Below are 20,591 nucleotides of genomic sequence, written 5' to 3' on the forward strand. Positions count from 1 at the left end.
GAAATGCCCTACACCAGGCATAAAAAAACGGCCGAATGAAAATTCGGCCGTTTTTTATTTCTGACTGACAGAAGGACAGACTACACTTTAAATTGTCGAATAGACTGTTGTAGTTCCTCTGCTAGGCGGGCCACTTCATGGCTCGACTCAGAGGTTTGCTGTGCACCTGCGGTGGTTTCTTCTGCAATGCCCACAATGGTTTCCAGTTTTTCACTGATTTCTTGCGATACCGTATTTTGCTCTCTCGCTGATTGCTCAATTTGAGAGCTAACATCGTGAGCCTTATGCACGGCTTCAGAAATGATGTCGAGGGCTTGCGTGGCTTTTTCAGTTTGCGCTACACAGGCCACGGTCTGATCTTTACCTTGGTTCATCACAGATACCGCGCGCTCAGCGCCGGCTTGCAGCACTTCAATCATGGCGTTGATTTCTTGTGTCGACTCCTGCGTACGGCTGGCAAGTGTTCTCACTTCATCGGCAACTACCGCGAAGCCTCGGCCTTGTTCGCCTGCGCGTGCAGCCTCAATGGCAGCATTAAGGGCTAACAGGTTGGTTTGGTCGGCAACGCCGCGAATAACATCAAGAATGCCACCAATGCTTGCACTGTCTTGATGTAACTTATTAATAACGTCAGCGGCGTCTTGTACGTCTTTAGCCAAAATCTCGATGGTGTTTTTATTTTCCAACGATATTTGACGCACATTTTCTGCTTCGGCATCAGCGTGACGAATTTGACTTAGGGTATCCTCAGCGTTTTGTACCACCAGCTGAGATGTTGAGTGCATTTCAGTGGTTGCTGTGGCCACTTGTCCAATTTGAGATTTCTGATCTTGGATGGAGTGGGTGGTTTGTGCGGTCACCGCAGACGTTTGTTCTGAAGCGGCTGCAAGCTGTTCTGCACGTACGTTAATCGCAGATATGAGTGATTTCAGGCTGTCGATTAGGTTATTACAGTTGCGCGCTAGCAAACCAAATTCGTCTTGAGCCGAGTCGTCAAGGCGATGGGTTAAGTCGCCTGATGCCGCTACCGTTAGTAATTCGTTTACGCGATAAAGTGGACGGGTAATCGCGCGAACGGTGACATAGCCAATACCTGCGGCCACCGCAATAGAAAGCAGTACCACAACAATAACAAAGGTATTGCCGGTTGTGATGGCTGAATTAACCTGATCTTCAATGTCCGACGCTTTACTGTCCGCAAGGGTTAACAATTTACCTAATGCAACGACACCATCAGAGATATTCTTATCTGACGCATTCAGCGCTTGTTCGGCTTGGTTGCGGCGCTCTAAACGGTTCACGTGAAGCTGCACAACACCATCACTTGCGGTAATGGCGTTTAAAGCATCGTTAACCAATTCATTGATTTCGTCTAGGGTACCTGAGTCGTCGCGGCCGCCGGCGGTTTGTACCATGTCGCTTAGCAGGGTTGCCACTTTGTCTACCACTAAGCTTACTTCGTTACCCAACGTTTGCGAGCGTACTAGGGTCTCTGTTTTTACGTATTCATACGATACCGTTAAAAGGGAAAGCAAAGACGTTTCTAACTGGCCACCAATTGAGGCTGCCCGTCGTAAATTTGCGTTTGATTGCACCGCATCAAGGTCTGAAAAATCGAGCAAGTAGGTAGAGGCATCATCGGCGTTATCTTCTGCATCACCTAGACGGTCGTCAATCTCGTTACTCAAATCCATATACTTGCGATGATTCACGTACATGTTTTCGACATTTTTTACATAGGCATCGTAAGCATCCCTAACACTATTTAGGGTTTTTCTTAATTCGGGCTCGTCCGCTACTGCTGAGGCAAGTTTTTTGTACTCTTGCTCAAAGTCGTTTTGGCTTCTATCAAACGCGCTGCGCTTTTCTTCCAGGCCACTTAAATTTTCTTCAATATACGACTCAAAGGTGAGTCTTCCCATATTGAGAAAGCTGGCTTTCAGGGCATTACTGCCGGCAACGGTGGGTAAGGCAACGTCATTAACTTCTTCGGTTGCTGACCCAATCGAATTGAGGTTGTATAGTGACACTACACTAATAACAATCAGTAACAAGCTGATTGCAACAAATCCCCCGATTACGCGAGTGGCTACTGTAATCTTCATCGGAACTCCTGGACTGATGCTTTTTATTTTTATACGGGACGATATTACCCCGCAATAGACACGAAATACACTCTTAAACCTGTTTTGTTTTATACTTAAGGATAAAAAAGGTATTTTTGCCGAATGTATAAGGTATCGGCAGCCGCGCTTAATTGCTGAAGTAGATAATACGAGCCTAGACGTTTTTAGTGGTAATACCAGTAAGTTTACGCGTCAACGGATATTAATTGGTTTGTCTCAATGTGTAGCATCGTGAGTGAATTGCCCCAGACATACCCCGTATCTAAACCAACAAACTGTGGATGGTTAGTGTCTCCGGCTAGGGCTGCCCAATGGCCAAATACCAAGGTTTCATCTGCGCGAATAAAGGGGTTGGGAAAAGTAAACCAAGGCGCAAGGGATGCTGGAGATTGAGAGGGGTGGGTTTTTGTTTCAAACTCCAAATGCATCGTTTTATTTAAGTACCTCATACGCGTACAGGCATTTATGATAAAGCGTAATCGCTTTGTACCTGACAGCGTGTCTTCCCACACTCTCGGCGTATTTCCATACATAATTTCAAGTAAGTCTGCATAGCAAGCAGATTGTAAGTGCTGACTCACCTCTTCGCTTAACATCAATAGCTTTTCTGTCGACCAAGCAGGATAAAGCCCCGCATGCACAAGGGTATGCTGCTTACCCACTTGTGTAGCAAGAGGGAACTGGCGTAGCCAATCGAGTAATTCTGGTAAGTCTGGGGCGGCCAGAAGAGGGGCGAGCTTATCGTCTTTTTTGGGCTTTTTAATGCCGTTGGCTACTGCCAGCAGATGAAGATCATGATTACCCAATACACTGTGAAAACGTGGGCCAAGTGAACGTAAAAACCGCAAGGTAGATAAAGAGTCTTCACCTCGAGCCACTAAATCACCTACGCCGTGAAGGGTGTCTTGTTCAGGGTTAAAGCTGACTTTATCGAGAAGGCGTTGCAACCCCTCATAGCAGCCTTGAATATCGCCAATGATAAAGTTTCTTTCTACTGACATAGCCTGCTCAATTAATGAAGAATGTTTTGTACAGCCAGCCTGAAGACGTCGATGGGAACACGAAAGCGGCCGCCATTGCTTTGTTCCATTTCATAGTAGCCCTGCATATTTCCAACTGGCGTATCTATTACCGCGCCGCTGGTATAATCAAAGCTTTCACCTGGTTCTATAATAGGCTGCTTCCCTATAACGCCTGCACCTTGTACTTCGCTAGATTTTCCGTTTGCATCTGTTATACGCCAATAACGGCTAATAAGTTGTACCGTCTCATTACTATTGTTAATAATGGTAATGTGATAGGCAAACGCGAATTGCGTAGAGTCTGATGGTAGATGTTCAGGGAGGTGACGGGTTTTCACCCGTACCTCAATGTTATCAGCAATCATTTTCAACCTTGTTGATTGTCGCTCTGTTCCAATGCGGTTACCGCATTGGCGAGGGTGGCGAAATCTTTCAATGAAAGTACTTCGGCGCGACAGGTAGGATCGATACCCAGTTCAGATATTTGCGCTTCAGTTAAACAATCTTTCAATGAATTACGAATCGTTTTGCGGCGTTGATTAAACGCTTGGGCACAAACTCGTTCCAAGGTATTCAGCGAGTTAACTTCCACCGGAGGAGTGGCATGCGGCACAAGTTTAACCACCGCAGAGTCTACTTTTGGGGGCGGCTTAAACGCGCCAGGTGGTACGTTTAAAACGGGGATCACATGACAGTAGTACTGCGTCATCACCGACAATCTACCGTAGTTTTTCGTACCCGGCCCTGCCGCTAGCCTGTTAACCACTTCTTTTTGAAGCATGAAGTGCATATCTGCAATGCTATCAGCGTGGTCGAAAAGATGAAACATAAGCGGGGTAGATATATTGTAAGGTAAGTTACCAAATACCCGAAGCTTCTTGCCTTCATAGGGCATGGACTTTAATAGCGACGTAAAGTCGAAGGTCATGGCATCTTGTTCAATAACCGTCAGTTTATCGCCATTAAAAGGATGATGACGCAATCGCTTAGCTAAATCTCTGTCTAGCTCAACCACAGTCAGTGCATCTACTTCCTCACAAACAGGGTCGGTTAACGCCCCCAAGCCAGGGCCAATTTCTACAAGGTTCTGCTCATTTTGAGGGTTAATTGCTGCAACGATTTTGCCGATAACATAATCGTCGTGCAAAAAGTTTTGCCCAAAGCGTTTTCTGGCCGTATGGCCTAAATGTGTTTTACTCATTGTTGATGATGTGCAAGCTCAATGGCTTTTTCCAATGCTTTTCTAAAACTCCCAGGATCTACGTTACCTGAGCCCGCGAGGTCGAGGGCAGTACCGTGGTCTACTGAGGTTCGAATAAAAGGTAAGCCCAGCGTAATATTCACTGAGGCGCCGAAACCCTTGTATTTTAGCACGGGTAAGCCTTGATCGTGATACATAGCTAACACAACGTCGGCATCGTCGAGGTATTTAGGCTGAAAAATAGTATCTGCCGGGAGTGGACCGGTAATTTTTAAGCCTTCTTCGCGAAGCTCATCAAGGGCCGGGATGATGGTATGAATTTCTTCTGTACCTATATGGCCGTCTTCACCAGCATGAGGATTTAAGCCACAAACATAAATGTGTGGCGTTTGAATACCAAACTTAAGCTTTAAATCGGTATTGATAATATGAATAACTTTGTGCAAGCGTTCTTTAGTGATAGCCCTAGACACATATTCAAGAGGAATATGTGTGGTAGCAAGGGCAACATTTAAACCTTCGGTTGCCAGCAGCATTACCACATCAATGGTATTAGACTGATAGGCAAAAAACTCGGTATGGCCGCTAAATGACACGCCCGCCTTATTAATAATACCCTTATGAACCGGGCCGGTTACCACCGCGGCAAAATCGCCGTCTATATTCGCTTGGCAGGCCTGACGTAAGGTTTCTACAACATACAGCCCATTGTCACTATTAAGCTCGCCTGCCACCACATCAACGGCTTTATCGATTTGCTTAAGGTAAAGCGAACCTGCCGGTTGAATATCCGTGTTATTAGCGTCATAAGGAAGCAGGGTTAAAGGTAAACCTAACGCCTCTGCTCGGGCGTGAAGTACTTCACCATCGGCGAATACAACTAACTGTGCTTGCCAAGGCTCTTGAGCCAGCTTGATGATAAGATCTGGGCCTATGCCCGCTGGCTCTCCTGGCGTAACGGCTATTTTTAACGGTGCTGTCATTAATGCTCTATTTCGTTTCTAATACTTCGATATAAGCCGCATCGCGCATTTCTCGTAGCCAGTTTTCCGTTTCTTCTGAAAACTTTCTATTGAAGATAAGCTGATACGCTTTGTCTTCTTTTCTACGTTCGGTTGCGTCGTCTGTGCGTCTATCGATGAGTTGAATTAAGTGCCAACCATGAACTGAGCGAACGGGATCGCTATATTCACCTGGCGATAATTGTGCGAGAGCTTCTTTAAAAGCAGGGACATAGTTGTTTGGATCAGTCCATCCCAACTCGCCTCCTCGTAACGCCGACCCTGGATCTTCAGAGTATTCTTTCGCTAGTTCGGCAAAATCTGCCTCCCCGCTTTCAAGTTGAGTTCTGAATGTAGCCAACATTTCTTTCGCTTTGTCTTCGCTTAAGATTATAGAGGGCTTTATGAGTATATGGCGAGAATTAACTTCTTCGACGGTAACTTTTTCGATGCCTCGGGTATCAATAACCTTGAGGATATGGAAGCCTGCACCACTACGAATAGGGCCTACGAGTGCGTCTTTTTCTTTGCCTTGAATGGCTTCGGCAAAAAGCGTTGGCATGGCGTTGATATTAAGCCAACCCATTTCACCGCCTTCTAACGCTTCATTACCTGATGACGATGCGATGGCAATTTTTTTGAAATCAGAGCCAGACTCTAACAAGGAAATCACTTTATCGGCTCTGTCTCTTGCCGCCGCAATATCTTCATCGGTAGGATCAGAAGGTAATCCAATCAAAATATGACCTAGGTTATATTCTGCTTGTTCTGCACCTTGCTGTTCCATTAACTCGAGTAGGGTATTGATTTCTTGCTCGGTTATGTAAACACGACGGCGAACGTTAGCGCGACGAACTTCACCCATAATGACTTCTTCGCGAATATCTTCGCGATAATCTTCGTAAGCGATGCCTTCTATTTCAAGCTGTCGTCTCAGCGTTTCTAGCGTGACATTCTGATTTGCCGCAATATTTGAAATCGTTTGCTCAAGTTGCGGGTCACTAATCTGAATACCCATACGTTCTGCCATTTGAAGCTGAAGGCTTTTAATGATTAACCGTTCGATGGCTTGGGTACGAAGTGCACGGTCAGACGGTAATGACTGATTGTTGGCTTGTGCATTGCGTTTAACATCACTGATGAGTGCCTGAACTTCGCTTTCAAGCACAACGCCCTGATCGACAATAACCGCTACACGGTCAAGCATAACTTCTTGCGCTATACTATTAAAAGATAGTACTGCGCCTAATAACAAGGCCCGGATTATGAACTTCATACTCACTCTTTTCTTATTGGTTAATACTGCACGCTTGCATTAAACAAGCGTAATATCGGGTTAATTTAAACTATATGGCTGACGATAGCCAAACAAGCCGTCTTCTAACATGCTTCTTTGCGTACCAGAGGTGCCTATACCTTTGAAGATAAATTGCATTGAGACACCAGAATCGAAATCATCAATAGACTGTTCTCCTGTTGAATCGTAGCGGTTATTTAGGTTTCTGTACGCCACAACGCGTACCGCCCAACAGCAAGACTCATATTGCAGCCCAGTGTAGGTTTCGATACTTCTATCGCCGTCTAAATCTCGGTACGAACGCCCCACCCATTGCCAATTTTCTGCAATAGGCCAACTGGCAGAAACGCCCACTTGGTCGATGGTTTCACCACTTAAATCACGTACATATCTGTGACTCAGTTGAATGAAGCGTGCGGCATCTTTTCTATATTCAATGCCGGTGCTGCTTAAATCCACTTTGTCTGTATCTGTGGTCACTTGCACATCAGAGTGTAAATACCAGCGTTTGTTTAAACGCCAATCGACTTCTGCTGCAAGGGCCGAACGATCTTGGTTTTTCGTGGCCGCAACGACTTTGTTATCTTCAAGGTAGAATATCTGACCCACACTTAACACGAATTGTTCCCGATTGTTTTTATCCAACATACGGGTGGTGAGGCCTAATGTAATTTGGTTGTTGTCACTGATGCGGTCTAAACCGGTAAACTCTTGGCCGCGAAACAAGCCTTCCACATCGGTAAGCAAAGGCGTAGAGTCGTATTGGCCAATATCTGTCTGATCTTCATATGAGGTATAAAGATACTGAATTTTAGGTTCCAATGTCATCGACATATCTTTGTTAAACCATGCTTCATCTTTTTCAAAATAAAGGGCACCAAACAAGCGCGCCTGGCCTAAGGTTCGAGTCACATCTTCAGACAAGTCGGTGTCTTGGATATTTTCTTGCTTATAAATGGTTTGCAGTAAACTGGTTTCAGCCACAAACTCGCCCCATGCGGAGCGAAGCGGCAATGCCACAGTCGGTGCTACGTGAAAGCGGGTCGCTTTAGGCGCAGACTCTGACGTGCTATCAAAATAGGCCAGTTCAGAATCTAGGTTAAAGGTTAAATATTTTCCCCATGGGGTTTGGTAGTTGACTTTAAGCTCAGGTAAGGCGCGATAACTCTCTGCGGTATCGCCAAGGACCTCAAAGTCTTTGACGTGCATGCCTACAAGTAGGTTTTTAGAGTAATAGTTTAAGCTAATGGTACGATACAAGTGAGTGTCAGCGCGGCTGTAGTAGTCAGAACCTAAATCTACAATGTAGTTGTCGTCACTTAGGCCATTAAAATCTACCCCTAATACCCAGTTGTCATTAATTTCGCCTTGGTGTTCAATACGATAAAAATACCTGTCGGGCTGGCTATCTAGGTCATTGTCACTGGGTAAATATTCCACATAGGCCATGCTTTCGCTTTTTTCACCTAAATGGCGGAATTCGGTATTCAATTGCAACCCACGAAGTGTCATTACTCTTGGGGTAATCGTCATGTCGTAGTTAGGCGCTATATTCCAATAAAACGGCTGCTGGTAGTCAACGCCAGTGGTGCTAGAGCTGGTGAGTTCAGGAAAAAGAAGCCCTGTTTGACGCTGATTACTCACAGGAAACGCAAAATAAGGAAGATAAAATACCGGGACATCGGCCACATAAAATCGAGTATGTTTAGCCTGGCCCCACATGGTTCCTTTCTCAAGGCTGATTTCGCTGGCTCTTATCATCCAATCTTCATCACCTTCAGGGCAGGTGGTAAAGCTTACATTTTTAAGCACGATGCCGGTGTCTGTATCTAACAAGATGTCTTGCGCGGCGCCTTGTCCAACAAACCCAGTGAGTTGATATTTAGTATTCTCCATTTCTAAACGTTCTTCTTCTGAACGAAGAGAGACAGCATCACTTTCAACACTTAATTGAGGATCTTGGTAGCGCACATTGCCTTTAGCGATGAGGTCTTTGCCGTTCTCATTAACTTGTGCTTGAGATGCACTGATGACAGCCGTGTCTGACGTAATATCAACGTTGCCTGAAAACAGCGCCACTTTATTTTGAATAATTTCGGTACGATTCGCCTGCACTTTGATGTGCCCCTTAGGCATCAAAGCAGCGCTATTGAATGAAATAGGTTCCACCGCACATGTAGACAATGGTGGCGTTGAATCATTTATGTTTTCCTGTGCATTCGCGACGGGCAATACAAAAGTCGCGGAAACAAGCATGGCGCAGGTGTTTTTCATGCGGTGGTGAACGGCCTGTTAGATAAATTAGGTGCGTGAACTTAACGCTGTGACCCTATGAGCACGCATTTAGTTCGGCAAATCATTAATAATACACTGCGACTGAGTCTCGCGCAGCAGTTATCTATACTCACTGAGCACCAATTCTAAGCATATATGCGTGATTAACCAACCGTTGTAAGGAAAAAATATGGTGAATAAAGCGTATCTTTACGTAACCTTGCCCATTTTCTCGGTAAAAAACGGTACAGCCCTTGCTCAAGCTACACGGCATTTGCATCCTGAGGTTGAAAAACGCATTCTTGTACCTACTTCTATTGCAATGATGGTCTGCTATAGTGACCCAAAACAATGATTGGAAACCTTGCGCAGTGGTAATGGCGATAGTGTTTTGACAATCACAAGCCAATTAACAGCAGAAAGCGATAAGAGTACGAGGAGAGTTTACGGTGTGGGGAAAAGTTTTAGGCTTTCTATTTGGCTTAATGTTTTTGAAGATACCTGGTGCCATTCTTGGGGTGATTGTCGGGCACTTTTTTGATAAAGCGTATAGCCAAGACTTTAATCAATTAGGTGGCTTTGGGCGTTTCTTTAGCGACCAGAATAGCCTCAAACAACAAGCCGTTTTCTTTCATAGTCTGTTTTCCGCACTGGGTCATCTAGCAAAGTCAGATGGGCAAGTGACCAACCGAGAAATTCAAATAGCCACGGCGCTTATGGACGACATGAACTTGTCTGGCGACGCAAGGCAAGAAGCGCAAAACGCCTTCAGAGAAGGGAAAGCTCGGGATTTCCCACTGGTTGATACCCTAAAAGGTTTATACGAAGCGTGTCATGGCCGCCGTGACATTCTACAAGTATTCCTAGAAATTCTTATTCAAGCTGCGTTTGCCGATGGCAAGCTATCTCAGGAAGAGTATGTGGTATTAGAAAAAGTGGCCAAGCCACTTGGCTTTAGACGACGAGATTTAGATTACTTGATTTCTATGTTTGAAGCGGAAATTCGGTTTAGGCAAAGAGGCGGTCAGCAACGTTCTTCGCAACACAGCCCGTACACCGAAACCCAATCACTCGATGATGCGTATCGCATTTTAGGGGTATCTTCCTCTGACGACGAGAAAACGATAAAGCGGGCTTACCGCAAGCGTATGGCTGAACACCATCCAGATAAACTCGTATCAAAAGGGCTGCCAGAGCAAGCCATGGAAATTGCGAAAAAGAAAGCGCAAGATATTCAATCAGCTTATGAACTGGTAAAACAGAAGCGTGGCTTTTAATGAAACGTGAGCTTACCTATGTGCCTGCTGCCAGCCAAGCACACATTGATAGCTTTATTGAAATGCTGTGGCTGGAAAAAGGGCTATCTGAGCATACCCAACAAAGCTATCGAACCGATCTCACTAAGCTCGCCATTTTTTGTAATAACCAAGGGTTAAAAGACATCAGTGTTTTGGATACCGGGTTGCTGCAAGAATATTTGGCGCATCGTCATGACAAGGGCTTATCAACCCGCAGCACACAGCGTGCAATGAGCGCCATGCGTGCTTTTTTTGTGTACTTAATTGCGCAGCAGGTGCGTATAGATAACCCCGTTTCTACCTTAGCCAACCCTAAGATTCCCAAGGCGTTGCCCTCGTCGTTGAGCGAGCAACAGGTAGAGGATTTATTGCAAGCGCCTCAAACAGACGACGCCATAGAATGTCGTGATAAAAGCATGCTGGAAGTGTTGTATGCCACCGGCTTGCGCGTGAGTGAACTTATCAGTTTAACCATGGATCAGGTTAGCCTACAGCAAGGCGTGGTAAGAGTGGTAGGGAAAGGCGATAAAGAACGCTTAGTTCCTTTAGGTGAAGATGCCATCGACTGGCTACTTACTTATGTAAAAAACGCACGGCCCATACTGGCTACGAAAGCCTCAGATTATGTTTTTTTGAGTCGTCGAGGGCAAAAGATGACCCGCCAAACCTTCTGGCATAGAGTGAAATATTACGCCGTAAAAGCAGGGATTGAACAACATTTGTCGCCGCACACCTTACGCCATGCTTTTGCCACACACCTGTTAAATCATGGCGCCGATTTAAGAGTGGTACAGATGCTGTTGGGGCACAGTGATTTGTCGACGACACAAATATATACGCATGTCGCCACTGAACGCTTACAAACCTTGATTCATAGCCATCACCCGAGGGGCTAGAAGACAAAGGCCTATTTCTCTTTGCTTTGCCTATGTTAGCATTGCAAACTTCGCCGAAATGGTAAGTGTAAGGCTCACCATGTCATTGGCTAGAGAAATAATTCTTCGCCTTCATCGGTCTGTATCTAATATATGTTTATGCTAGCAAAACGCAGCGCAATTGGAGTTAACGTAGTGAAATTTGTAAAAAGTTGTATGCTTCTCGCTTTTCTTTGTGTGAGCTTTTTTTCACAGGCCAACGATGAAGCCGCGGTAAAAGAGAAGTTAACAATGCTACTCGGTTTAGAGGTGGATACCATTGCAGATGCGCCAGTAGAGGGCTTACTTCAAGTGTCCACCGACCGTGGCTTATATTACGTCAGTAAGGATGGCCAATATTTAGTGCATGGACGTATCTTCAATATTGATGAAGGCATGAAGAACGAAACAGAAGAGGCACTGAGTGAGATGCGCTTGCAAGGCATTGCTGAATTGAAATCTTCTGCCATCACGTATAAAGCAAAAAATGAGAAACACGTTATAACGGTATTTACGGATATAACCTGTGGGTATTGCCGAAAGCTTCACCGCGAAATGGGTGAACTTAACGATTTAGGTATTACCGTTCAGTATTTCGCCTTTCCACGGGCAGGGTTATCTGGCAAAAGTTATGGCGACATGGTGTCTGTTTGGTGTGCAGAGAATCCTCAAAAGGCCCTAACCGATGCCAAATCAGGGGATCAAGTGAAAAGCGCACGCTGCGACAATAAAGTGGCGGAGCAATACCTGTTGGGTCAAAAAGTCGGTGTGAATGGCACGCCGAATATTATTCTTCCCGACGGCTCGGTCATTCCCGGTTATCAGCCAGCACAAGCTATTGCTCAAACGTTGCAAGAGCTTAACTAGCTTTTATTGCTGATACTTTCAATATTGAAAGTATCAGCAATAGATGCGCCGCCATCAAGCGGCGCAGACAGCATTTTACCTCATACACTATCCTCGGTATCATAAGCCATAATTTTGCTGTGAAGACATGACACTATGATACTGCCAATCGTGCGCCGAGACGTAGAGGCCACGCCGCTTGCGCCCCACCTACACCCAGTTCTAAACCGTATTTACCGCGGCCGAAATGTGCATAGTATTGACGAGCTAGAGCATTCGTTGAAGGGCTTAACGCATTTCAATCAGTTAAAGGGTATGCATCAGGCTGCCACGCTGCTAGCAGAAACGGTGGTTTCTGGGAAACGGTTAATTATCGTAGGCGACTTCGATGCGGATGGTGCTACCAGTACCTCCTTGTGCATGCTAGCCCTGCGTATGATGGGGTTTGATAATGTCGATTACCTTGTGCCGAATCGTTTTGATTTTGGCTACGGGCTGAGTGTACCGATTGTGGATGTCGCTAAACAGCAGGGCGCCGAAACAATAATGACGGTGGACAATGGCATTGCCTGTGTTGAGGGCGTGGCGCATGCGAAGAGCCTTGGCATCTCAGTGTTAGTTACCGACCACCATTTACCTGGCGACACCCTGCCTAATGCCGATGCCATTGTGAACCCGAACCAGCCAGGCTGTCACTTTCCGTCCAAAAACCTGGCTGGCGTAGGCGTGGCGTTTTACATCATGCTGGCACTAAAATCGCAGTTACAGCAACAAGGTTGGTTTGATAGTCAGCGCCTGCCTGCTCCCAATTTAGCCTCACTGCTAGACATCGTTGCGGTGGGCACGGTAGCGGATGTTGTTCCCCTTGATAAACACAACCGCATTCTCGTCCATCAGGGCTTGCAACGTATTAGAGCTGGCCAATGTAGACCGGGTATTCGCGCCTTGATTGATGTAGCAAATCGCGACAGTGCGCATCTTACATCAACAGATTTGGGTTTTGTTATTGGACCAAGATTAAATGCGGCGGGCAGATTAGACGATATGTCACAAGGCATTGCGTGTTTGATGGAAGAAGACGCTATGCAAGCGCGGATGATTGCCGCAGAGTTAGATGCGCTTAACCGAGAGCGTCGAGAAATAGAAACGGGCATGAAAGCACAAGCCGAGCAAGTGCTTGAAAAGCTCAATGTTAACGAAGGTAATATTCCCGCCGCGCTTGTGATATATCAGGCCGATTTCCATCAAGGTGTGATTGGGATTGTGGCGGGGCGACTAAAAGAAAAATACCTAAAACCTGTGATTGCGTTTGCGCATCAAGATGATGACGTGATTAAAGGTTCGGCGCGTTCCATTCCTGGCATCCACATTCGTGACGTACTCGATGAGGTCAACACCAAGTACCCTCAAGTGATAAGTAAATTTGGCGGTCACGCTATGGCAGCTGGGCTCAGTTTGCCTTTAAAAAACCTTGAGGCGTTCCAGCAGGCTTTTGTCGAAATCACACAATTGCACATGAGTAAGCTAGAAGGTCATCAAGTTTTACTTAGCGATGGTGCACTCTCAAAAGATGAACTCAGTTTGTCGTTTGCCCATGTACTTAGACAGGCAGGCCCCTTTGGGCAAGGGTTTGAATCTCCGTTGTTTGATGGTCATTTTACCGTGGTGAGCCAGCGTCTGGTGGGGGAGAAACACCTCAAATTAGTACTACGGGATGAAAGCGTAGGCGAAATAGATGCCATTGCATTTAATGTAGATCTTAAAGCCTGGCCTAATGCTTCGGTCTCTCGCGTGCACATTGCTTATCGTCTTGACGTTAACGTATTTCGGGGGCAGGAGTCGGTGCAACTCATTGTTGAGCAGATCAGCGAGCCAGAGTCGACCCGTGCAGAGAATGCCACTAACAGGTAAAACATCGTGAAATCAGAATCAGACAAGTTGGTTAATAAACACAAACAGCTTAATCAAACTGATAATGCAAAGGTAATATCCCATGTGCAGCGAGAAGATGGAGATTGGGTACGACACACCTTAATGTTAGAGGGGCTTGAGGTTCCGTTTGTTTTTCGACGCAAGCAGCAATACCAAAATTTGAAAGGGGCAAGGGTTAACCTTACCTATTACCGTCACGTAGAGGATGTGGCTGGCATTGAATTTGAAACCATGAAAGTGGTGCGTATTAAGCGCAGTTAATAGAACACCACAGCAATTATTCTATAATCGAGACGAAAATATGAACAATGAGTGGTTAACCGCCTTCGTTTTGCACCGGCGACCTTATCGGGAAACCAGTTACATTGTCGATTTTTTTACGCTTCAGGAAGGCAAAATCAGCGCCGTAGCGAAAGGGGTGAAAAACAGCAAATCCGACCGTAAAAGCCTTTTGCAGCCTTTTCAGCCCCTTAACGTTCAATTAGCGGGGAAGTCTGAGTTAAAAAACTTACGCAGTGTTGAAAGCGCCGCGGCGTATCTGCCACTCACGAAAACCCCTTTGTTTTGTGCCATGTATATTAACGAGGTAACCAACCGCATTATGCCGCCAGGGCTTGCTAGTGAGCCGCTTTATCAAGCGTATACCGAGGCGTTACAAAGGCTAAACGATGAAGACGCCGAGGGAAACATTGAAACGACCCTCAGGCAATTTGAACGCGCGCTATTAGAAGAAATGGGGCTAATGCCCGATTTCACTTACGATGTAGAATGGGAAGCGCCTATTCAACCAGAGTATCTTTATCGCTTACAAGCAGAACATGGATTCTGTCGTCAGGTTGAAGGGCAAGGGGGAAGTCGAGCATTTCCCGGGCAAGCGCTTATCGACTTAGCAGAGCATGTTTATACTCCGTTAAGTAAAAAAGTGGCAAAGGTGTTGTTTAGAGAACTTTTGAAAACCTTATTGGGGGGTAAGCCGCTAAAAAGTCGGGAGTTATTTTTGCGACAACCCAAATAACCTTGCCATGTTACGGTTATTTAATCTCGGCTTTTTGTCCAGTTTGCTGGCGAAACTTTGTTACACTATCCCACTCGTTCCTTTTATTGTTACCTGCATATGGCTTAGCGGGTGGCGCGACATTTGATGAATTTGAAATATTACAGGTTTTACTGATGAGCTCTATTCTTCTTGGCGTTAATATTGACCACATTGCAACCTTGCGAAATGCGCGAGGCACAGCTTACCCAGATCCAGTCCATGCTGCGGATATTGCCGAGCGGGCAGGAGCAGACGGCATTACCGTCCACCTAAGAGAAGATCGCCGTCATATTAAAGATAGAGATGTACGATTACTCGCACAAACCATCAATACTCGCCTTAATCTTGAAATGGCGGTGACCGATGAAATGCTGGCCATTGCTGAAGAGGTAAAGCCTGTTTTTTGTTGTCTGGTTCCGGAAAAACGGGCAGAGCTCACCACGGAAGGAGGCTTAGATGTGGCTGGCAACGTTGAAAATATGAAAGCGGCCTGCAAACGATTAGCGAAGGCAGGCATTCAAGTATCGCTGTTTATTGATGCCGATAAGGCGCAAATTGACGCCGCGGTGGCCTGTAAGGCACCTTATATTGAAATTCACACTGGGCAATATGCCGAGGCGCCCAGCGAAGTCGAGCAACAAGAAGAGCTAGCACGTTTAGTAGAAGGCATTGAATACGCGCACAGCTTAGGATTGAAAGTCAACGCGGGGCATGGATTGCATTATCATAACGTGAAGCCAATTGCGGCAATACCTCAGTTGATAGAACTAAACATTGGGCACGCCATTATTGCGAGGGCGGCATTCGACGGACTGCACACCGCAGTAGCAGACATGCGCAAATTGATGCTAGAAGCACGAGCTGGCATTTAATGGGTCATTTTAAAACGGAGTAAAGTGTGGCCATAGCGGGGTTAGGTACAGATATTGTTGAGTTTTCACGCTTTGAAAAAGGCGATGGAGCTAATGAAGGTCTTGCGCGGCGTGTGTTGACCGCCAGTGAATGGGCAATTTTTGCTGAAAGTAAAATGCCAAGCCGCTACCTTGCTAAACGTTTCGCCGTGAAAGAAGCCATGGTTAAAGCCTTGGGAACCGGTATTGGTAACGGGGTGAGTTGGCAGCATATTGAGGTAAAAAACAATGAACTTGGCGCCCCTTTTTTACATCTAAGCGGTGAAGTAAAACGGCTTTGTGAGCAAAGAGGAATAACCCGCAGTTTTGTCAGCATTTCTGATGAGCGGCACTATGCGGTTGCAACCGTAATATTAGAAATGTAAAGGTGATGGAGTAACAGGTGGTTACCTTCTATAAACCCAAAAAAACAAACAAGAACAAGCATTCTCAGCCAAGTTCTCCAATAGATATTGATGCCCTTGATTGGAAAGGTCAAGGCGTCGGTCGGGGAGATAACCTGTATTTTGTTAGCGGCGCTCTGCCTAACGAACGCTGTACAATCAAACACGCAAAACGCAATAAATCACTGATCGCAGGGCAGGCGCAGAATATTGAGAACCGGTCTGAACACCGAGTTTCGCCATTTTGTGACGTTGCAGATACATGTGGGGGCTGTCAGCTCCAGCATATCGAGCCGGAAGCGGCACTTGCTCTTCGCGATGATGCCTTAAAGCAATTGCTGATGCGCCAACTGAATATGCATGCAGAGGTTTGGCAACCCCCTTTGTCAGGCGCGCGCCCAGCCTACCGACGAAAAGCGCGTTTTGCGATTGACGCCCGCCACCCCCATACCCTGAAAATGGGCTTTCGCGAGAAAACGGGCAATGTTGTGATAGATATTCAACATTGCCCTATATTGCAAACCAAACTGAGTGCACTTATTGCGCCGCTTAAAAAGGTGCTTGCAAGTCATGATAATAAACGCGTACTTGGGCACGTTAGTGTTTTAGCGGGCGACAATGTTGAACAAGTCACAGTAAAACACACGCAGAGCTTGGCCAAAGCTTATACCGATATGATGTTAGACTTTGCTCAACAATACCGGGTTAACGTATTACTTGAAGATGCAAAAGGTCATATCACGCCACTCCATTTGCAGGCGCCCCTTAAGTGTCATACGGTAGATGGCTACTATCTAATGCCTGGGCCCAACGACTTTGTTCAGGTTAACCCTTTGGTGAATCAAAAGATGATTCACCAAGCCTTAGCGTGGTTATCGCCTCAGCCACACGAGCGTATTGCAGATTGGTTTTGCGGTTTAGGTAACTTTACCCTGCCCATTGCGAAAAGCGGTGCAGAAGTGCAAGCGGTAGAAGGGGTAGCCCAAATGGTGCAAAGGGCAAAAGAAAATGCACTTGCGCAGGGCATAACAAACATTGACTATCTGCATTTAGATTTGTCAGATGAAAAACAGGTGTACGAAGCCTTAGCCGCAGGCTTTGATAAAGTGTTGATTGACCCGTCTAGAGAAGGGGCATTGACGGTTTGTCACGCGCTCGCGAAAGCAAAACCAAACACGATAGTGTATGTTTCTTGCAACCCCAGCACATTTTCCCGCGATGCACGTGTATTGCTAGAGCAAGGTTATAAAATGAAGAAGGCCGGTGTAATTGAAATGTTTCCATACACCCAGCATATGGAAATGATGGCACTCTTTACACGCCAGGAAAACAACGAGTAACGGTTATGGTATCTACAAGAAAAGTTCACGCCGCAGAGCGCCCTCCCTTTGAGGTTTGGCTGGACAGCCTGTCATTGAGTGAAGAAACCAAAGAAAAACTTCATCATGTATCCTCCATACCTGAGCGATTGTTAGTTGGCCAAGAAATGGTTGAGATATTGTGTCAGCTAAACATGGACGATGTGACGCTTCAGGCTGCCCTTGTCTTTCCTTATTGTGAGCAACACGCCTTATCGGAGAATGATATTGCCCAAGAGTTTGGCGAAGAAATTCGCGATCTCGTGGTTGGCGTTAGGCGGATGGACGCCATTAAGTCTCTTCATGCTCGTAAAATTAGCGGCTCTGCTTTTAACGAAAAGTCAGATGAGCAACACATAGACAGTATTCGCCGTATGTTATTGGCGATGGTGGAAGATGTGAGAGCCGTCGTGATTAAAATGGCTGAACGTATATGCGCGCTTCAGCAAGTCAAAAAAGCGGATGAAGAAACTCGCGTCATGGTGGCACGGGAATGCGCCAGTATTTATGCCCCGTTAGCAAACCGTCTTGGGATAGGGCAGTTAAAGTGGGAGCTAGAAGATCTTGCGTTTAGATACTTACATCCAGACACTTACAAGCAAATAGCTAAACAACTAGATGGCAAGCGTAAAGCCCGCGCAGAATACATAGATGCCATTGTTGATGACTTACAACATATTCTTAATACTGAAAATATCCGTGCTGATGTGTATGGACGGCCAAAGCACATTTACAGTATCTGGAAAAAAATGCAGAAAAAAAGGCTGACGTTTGAGCAGCTTTTCGATATTCGCGCGGTACGAATTATTGCCGAGCGATTGCAAGATTGTTATGCCGCACTCGGCACCGTGCATGCCAGCTTCAAGCATTTGCCTAACGAATTTGATGATTACATTGCCACGCCTAAAGCCAACGGATACCAATCGATACATACTGTTATTGTGGGGCCAGAGGGCAAGCCAGTAGAAATTCAAATTCGCACCCAGAAAATGCATCAGGATGCCGAACTTGGTGTGGCTGCTCACTGGAAATACAAAGAGGGCAGTACAGGTAAGCAATCGGGTTATGATGAACGAATAAACTGGCTACGTCGAATACTCGCTTGGCAAGAAGAAGTGGCCGAATCCGGTGACTTAGTTGAAGAATTACGCAGTCAAGTTTTCGATGACCGTGTCTATGTGTTCACGCCCAAAGGAGACGTCGTAGACTTGCCGCAAGGCGCTACCCCTCTTGATTTTGCTTACTACATCCACAGTAATGTTGGGCATAGATGTATAGGCGCAAAAGTGAATGGACGAATTGTTCCTTTTACCTATCAGTTGCACAGCGGCGACCAAATTGAAGTGCTTACTGGTAAAGCGTTGAACCCCAGCCGAGATTGGATGCATCCTGGATTAGGGTATGTCCATTCGTCACGGGCGCGGGCCACCATACACACCTACTTTAAAAAGCAAGACAGAGATAAAAACCAAGCGGCGGGTAGAGAGTTGTTAGAGCGTGAAGTGCAGCGCGCGCACCTACCACAAAAAATACCTCAGGAAGCCTGTGAGAAATTTAATCTGCAAACAGTAGAAGACCTCTACACCGCCATTGGTGCTGGTGATGTTCGGGTGATGCAGGTTATTAATTTCCTGCATCACTTACAAGAGCCCGAGCAAGAAGCGCCTGAAATTAGCCCGAAAGTAAAAACCCGCAAAGTTGCGCGAGGGGCTGGCAAAAAAGATGCTGTGGTCGTTCAGGGCGTTGGCCACCTTATGAGTCAGTTAGCAAATTGCTGCAAGCCGGTACCGGGTGAACCTATTATGGGCTATATCACCCAAGGCCGCGGCGTGAGTGTGCACAAAGAGGGATGTGAACAATTAGGGCATCTGCTACAACAGCATCCTGAACGGCAAATTGAAGTGAATTGGTCTGACGCCATCAATGTTGGGTTTGAAACCTCCATTGATATTTTCTGTCATGACCGAACCGGATTATTACGCGACATTACCACAGTGCTTGCGAATGAAAATGTGCCATTACTGGGTGTAAACAGTTTAAGTGATAAACATAGGCAAACGGCGCTTATTACTATTTCCGTAGAAGTGCAAGACAGGGATACCCTATCAAAAGTGCTTTCTCGACTCAGGCAGTTAAGTGGTGTAACCGATGCAAGACGAAAACAGTTTTAAGCTAGCCAACGTCTCCCGCCTTCTTTCTATTATGGCGCAACTGCGACACCCTGAGCATGGGTGTCCGTGGGACGTTAAGCAAACCATGGCAAGCTTAACCCGTTACACAATAGAAGAGGCCTATGAAGTCGCCGATGCGATTGCCTCAGGTAATGCTGCGGATATCCGTGATGAGTTAGGCGACTTGCTTTTTCAAGTGGTGTTTTACGCCCAGCTTGCCGATGAAGATGGCTTATTTCATTTTGACGATGTAGCTAATACGCTATGTGAAAAATTAATTCGTAGGCACCCCCACGTATTTGGTGATGAAACCGGCGCGGTACTTAGCGATGAAGACTTAAGTGAGCAATGGGCACGTATTAAGGCCGAAGAAAAAAAAGGAAAGGAAGGGCAAGAACGGGAGCCCTCTTTACTTGATGCTGTGCCAAGAGGGTTACCTGCCCTAATGTTTGCACAAAAGTTACAAAAAGCGTGTGCAAAGGTGGGATTCGACTGGCCAGATACGCTACCTGTATTAGCTAAGGTACGCGAGGAAGTAGATGAAATTCAACAGGAAGTTGAAGCACCTTCACCTAATCAAGAAGCTATTGAAGAAGAAATTGGAGATGCATTGTTTGCCATGGTAAACCTTGCGCGGCACTGCAAGGTAGATGCAGACACCGCCCTTCGAAAAGCGAGCCATAAGTTTATTGATAGGTTTAACGGGGTGGAGAACGCGGCGGCGCAGCAACAAAAAACACTATCCGCCTTGTCACTTAACGAAATGGAAGCCCTTTGGCAACAGGTGAAAGCAGCATCAAAGGGCAAGGGTTAAGGGGAAA

General features: G+C 46.1%; 19 protein-coding genes. 12 read left to right on the forward strand and 7 right to left on the reverse strand.

Annotated features, from left to right (window positions below; genetic code table 11):
• Nucleotides 1-80: 80 nt before the first annotated feature.
• The 7 genes from EP13_RS03550 to EP13_RS03580 all read right to left on the reverse strand — a co-directional run bounded on the left by EP13_RS03550 (nucleotide 81) and on the right by EP13_RS03580 (nucleotide 8,921).
• On the reverse strand, nucleotides 81-2,105 hold the full coding sequence (locus EP13_RS03550; protein WP_044056058.1) for a HAMP domain-containing methyl-accepting chemotaxis protein: 2,025 nt from the start codon (nucleotides 2,103-2,105) through the stop codon (nucleotides 81-83).
• 206 nt (nucleotides 2,106-2,311) lie between these two features.
• Nucleotides 2,312-3,127 carry a symmetrical bis(5'-nucleosyl)-tetraphosphatase gene (locus tag EP13_RS03555; protein WP_044056059.1) on the reverse strand — a complete coding sequence of 272 codons (816 nt, stop codon included), beginning with the start codon at nucleotides 3,125-3,127 and terminating at the stop codon, nucleotides 2,312-2,314.
• Between the two features lie 11 nt (nucleotides 3,128-3,138).
• Nucleotides 3,139-3,513 (reverse strand): Co2+/Mg2+ efflux protein ApaG, encoded by a 375-nt coding sequence (gene apaG, locus EP13_RS03560; protein ID WP_044056060.1) that lies wholly within the window; start codon nucleotides 3,511-3,513, stop codon nucleotides 3,139-3,141.
• A gap of 2 nt (nucleotides 3,514-3,515) precedes the next feature.
• Nucleotides 3,516-4,349, reverse strand: a complete 834-nt coding sequence (gene rsmA, locus EP13_RS03565; protein ID WP_044056061.1) for a 16S rRNA (adenine(1518)-N(6)/adenine(1519)-N(6))-dimethyltransferase RsmA — start codon at nucleotides 4,347-4,349, stop codon at nucleotides 3,516-3,518.
• Nucleotides 4,346-5,332 (reverse strand): 4-hydroxythreonine-4-phosphate dehydrogenase PdxA, encoded by a 987-nt coding sequence (pdxA, locus tag EP13_RS03570; RefSeq protein WP_044056062.1) that lies wholly within the window; start codon nucleotides 5,330-5,332, stop codon nucleotides 4,346-4,348. Before pdxA ends, rsmA begins: the two co-directional genes overlap by 4 nt.
• Nucleotides 5,333-5,339: 7 nt before the next feature.
• A complete protein-coding gene (gene surA / locus EP13_RS03575; protein ID WP_269746482.1) occupies nucleotides 5,340-6,632 on the reverse strand; it encodes a peptidylprolyl isomerase SurA in 1,293 nt (430 codons plus the stop codon).
• A 54-nt stretch (nucleotides 6,633-6,686) separates the two neighbouring features.
• Entirely contained in the window at nucleotides 6,687-8,921 is a 2,235-nt protein-coding gene (locus EP13_RS03580) for an LPS-assembly protein LptD (protein WP_044056064.1), read from the reverse strand.
• 190 nt (nucleotides 8,922-9,111) lie between these two features.
• Between EP13_RS03580 and EP13_RS19210 the strand changes: the two genes are divergently transcribed.
• From EP13_RS19210 to mazG, 12 genes are all read left to right on the forward strand, one after another.
• A complete protein-coding gene (locus tag EP13_RS19210) occupies nucleotides 9,112-9,276 on the forward strand; it encodes a hypothetical protein (protein ID WP_156026724.1) in 165 nt (54 codons plus the stop codon).
• 94 nt (nucleotides 9,277-9,370) lie between these two features.
• Nucleotides 9,371-10,198, forward strand: a complete 828-nt coding sequence (gene djlA, locus EP13_RS03585; RefSeq protein WP_044056065.1) for a co-chaperone DjlA — start codon at nucleotides 9,371-9,373, stop codon at nucleotides 10,196-10,198.
• Nucleotides 10,198-11,115: a site-specific tyrosine recombinase XerD gene (gene xerD / locus EP13_RS03590; RefSeq protein WP_044446204.1), complete on the forward strand. Its 918-nt coding sequence runs from the start codon at nucleotides 10,198-10,200 to the stop codon at nucleotides 11,113-11,115. Before djlA ends, xerD begins: the two co-directional genes overlap by 1 nt.
• Nucleotides 11,116-11,289: 174 nt before the next feature.
• Nucleotides 11,290-12,000 carry a bifunctional protein-disulfide isomerase/oxidoreductase DsbC gene (dsbC, locus tag EP13_RS03595; RefSeq protein ID WP_044056066.1) on the forward strand — a complete coding sequence of 237 codons (711 nt, stop codon included), beginning with the start codon at nucleotides 11,290-11,292 and terminating at the stop codon, nucleotides 11,998-12,000.
• A 135-nt stretch (nucleotides 12,001-12,135) separates the two neighbouring features.
• Complete coding sequence (gene recJ / locus EP13_RS03600; protein WP_052364266.1) at nucleotides 12,136-13,890, forward strand: single-stranded-DNA-specific exonuclease RecJ; 1,755 nt, start codon at nucleotides 12,136-12,138, stop codon at nucleotides 13,888-13,890.
• 6 nt (nucleotides 13,891-13,896) lie between these two features.
• Nucleotides 13,897-14,172: a hypothetical protein gene (locus EP13_RS03605; protein WP_044056067.1), complete on the forward strand. Its 276-nt coding sequence runs from the start codon at nucleotides 13,897-13,899 to the stop codon at nucleotides 14,170-14,172.
• 40 nt (nucleotides 14,173-14,212) lie between these two features.
• Nucleotides 14,213-14,926 (forward strand): DNA repair protein RecO, encoded by a 714-nt coding sequence (gene recO / locus EP13_RS03610; RefSeq protein ID WP_044056068.1) that lies wholly within the window; start codon nucleotides 14,213-14,215, stop codon nucleotides 14,924-14,926.
• 155 nt (nucleotides 14,927-15,081) lie between these two features.
• The gene (pdxJ, locus tag EP13_RS03615; RefSeq protein ID WP_044058715.1) at nucleotides 15,082-15,819 is read left to right on the forward strand and encodes a pyridoxine 5'-phosphate synthase; all 738 of its coding nucleotides are present in this window, start codon (nucleotides 15,082-15,084) and stop codon (nucleotides 15,817-15,819) included.
• A 26-nt stretch (nucleotides 15,820-15,845) separates the two neighbouring features.
• Nucleotides 15,846-16,223, forward strand: coding sequence for a holo-ACP synthase (gene acpS, locus EP13_RS03620; RefSeq protein ID WP_044056069.1), 378 nt, complete (start codon nucleotides 15,846-15,848; stop codon nucleotides 16,221-16,223).
• A gap of 17 nt (nucleotides 16,224-16,240) precedes the next feature.
• On the forward strand, nucleotides 16,241-17,581 hold the full coding sequence (gene rlmD / locus EP13_RS03625; protein WP_052364267.1) for a 23S rRNA (uracil(1939)-C(5))-methyltransferase RlmD: 1,341 nt from the start codon (nucleotides 16,241-16,243) through the stop codon (nucleotides 17,579-17,581).
• Between the two features lie 5 nt (nucleotides 17,582-17,586).
• Nucleotides 17,587-19,770, forward strand: a complete 2,184-nt coding sequence (gene relA / locus EP13_RS03630; protein WP_044056070.1) for a GTP diphosphokinase — start codon at nucleotides 17,587-17,589, stop codon at nucleotides 19,768-19,770.
• Entirely contained in the window at nucleotides 19,748-20,584 is an 837-nt protein-coding gene (gene mazG / locus EP13_RS03635) for a nucleoside triphosphate pyrophosphohydrolase (protein ID WP_044056071.1), read from the forward strand. Before relA ends, mazG begins: the two co-directional genes overlap by 23 nt.
• Nucleotides 20,585-20,591: the final 7 nt, after the last annotated feature.

The sequence above is a fragment of the Alteromonas australica genome, assembly GCF_000730385.1.
Taxonomy (GTDB): Bacteria; Pseudomonadota; Gammaproteobacteria; order Enterobacterales; family Alteromonadaceae; genus Alteromonas; species Alteromonas australica.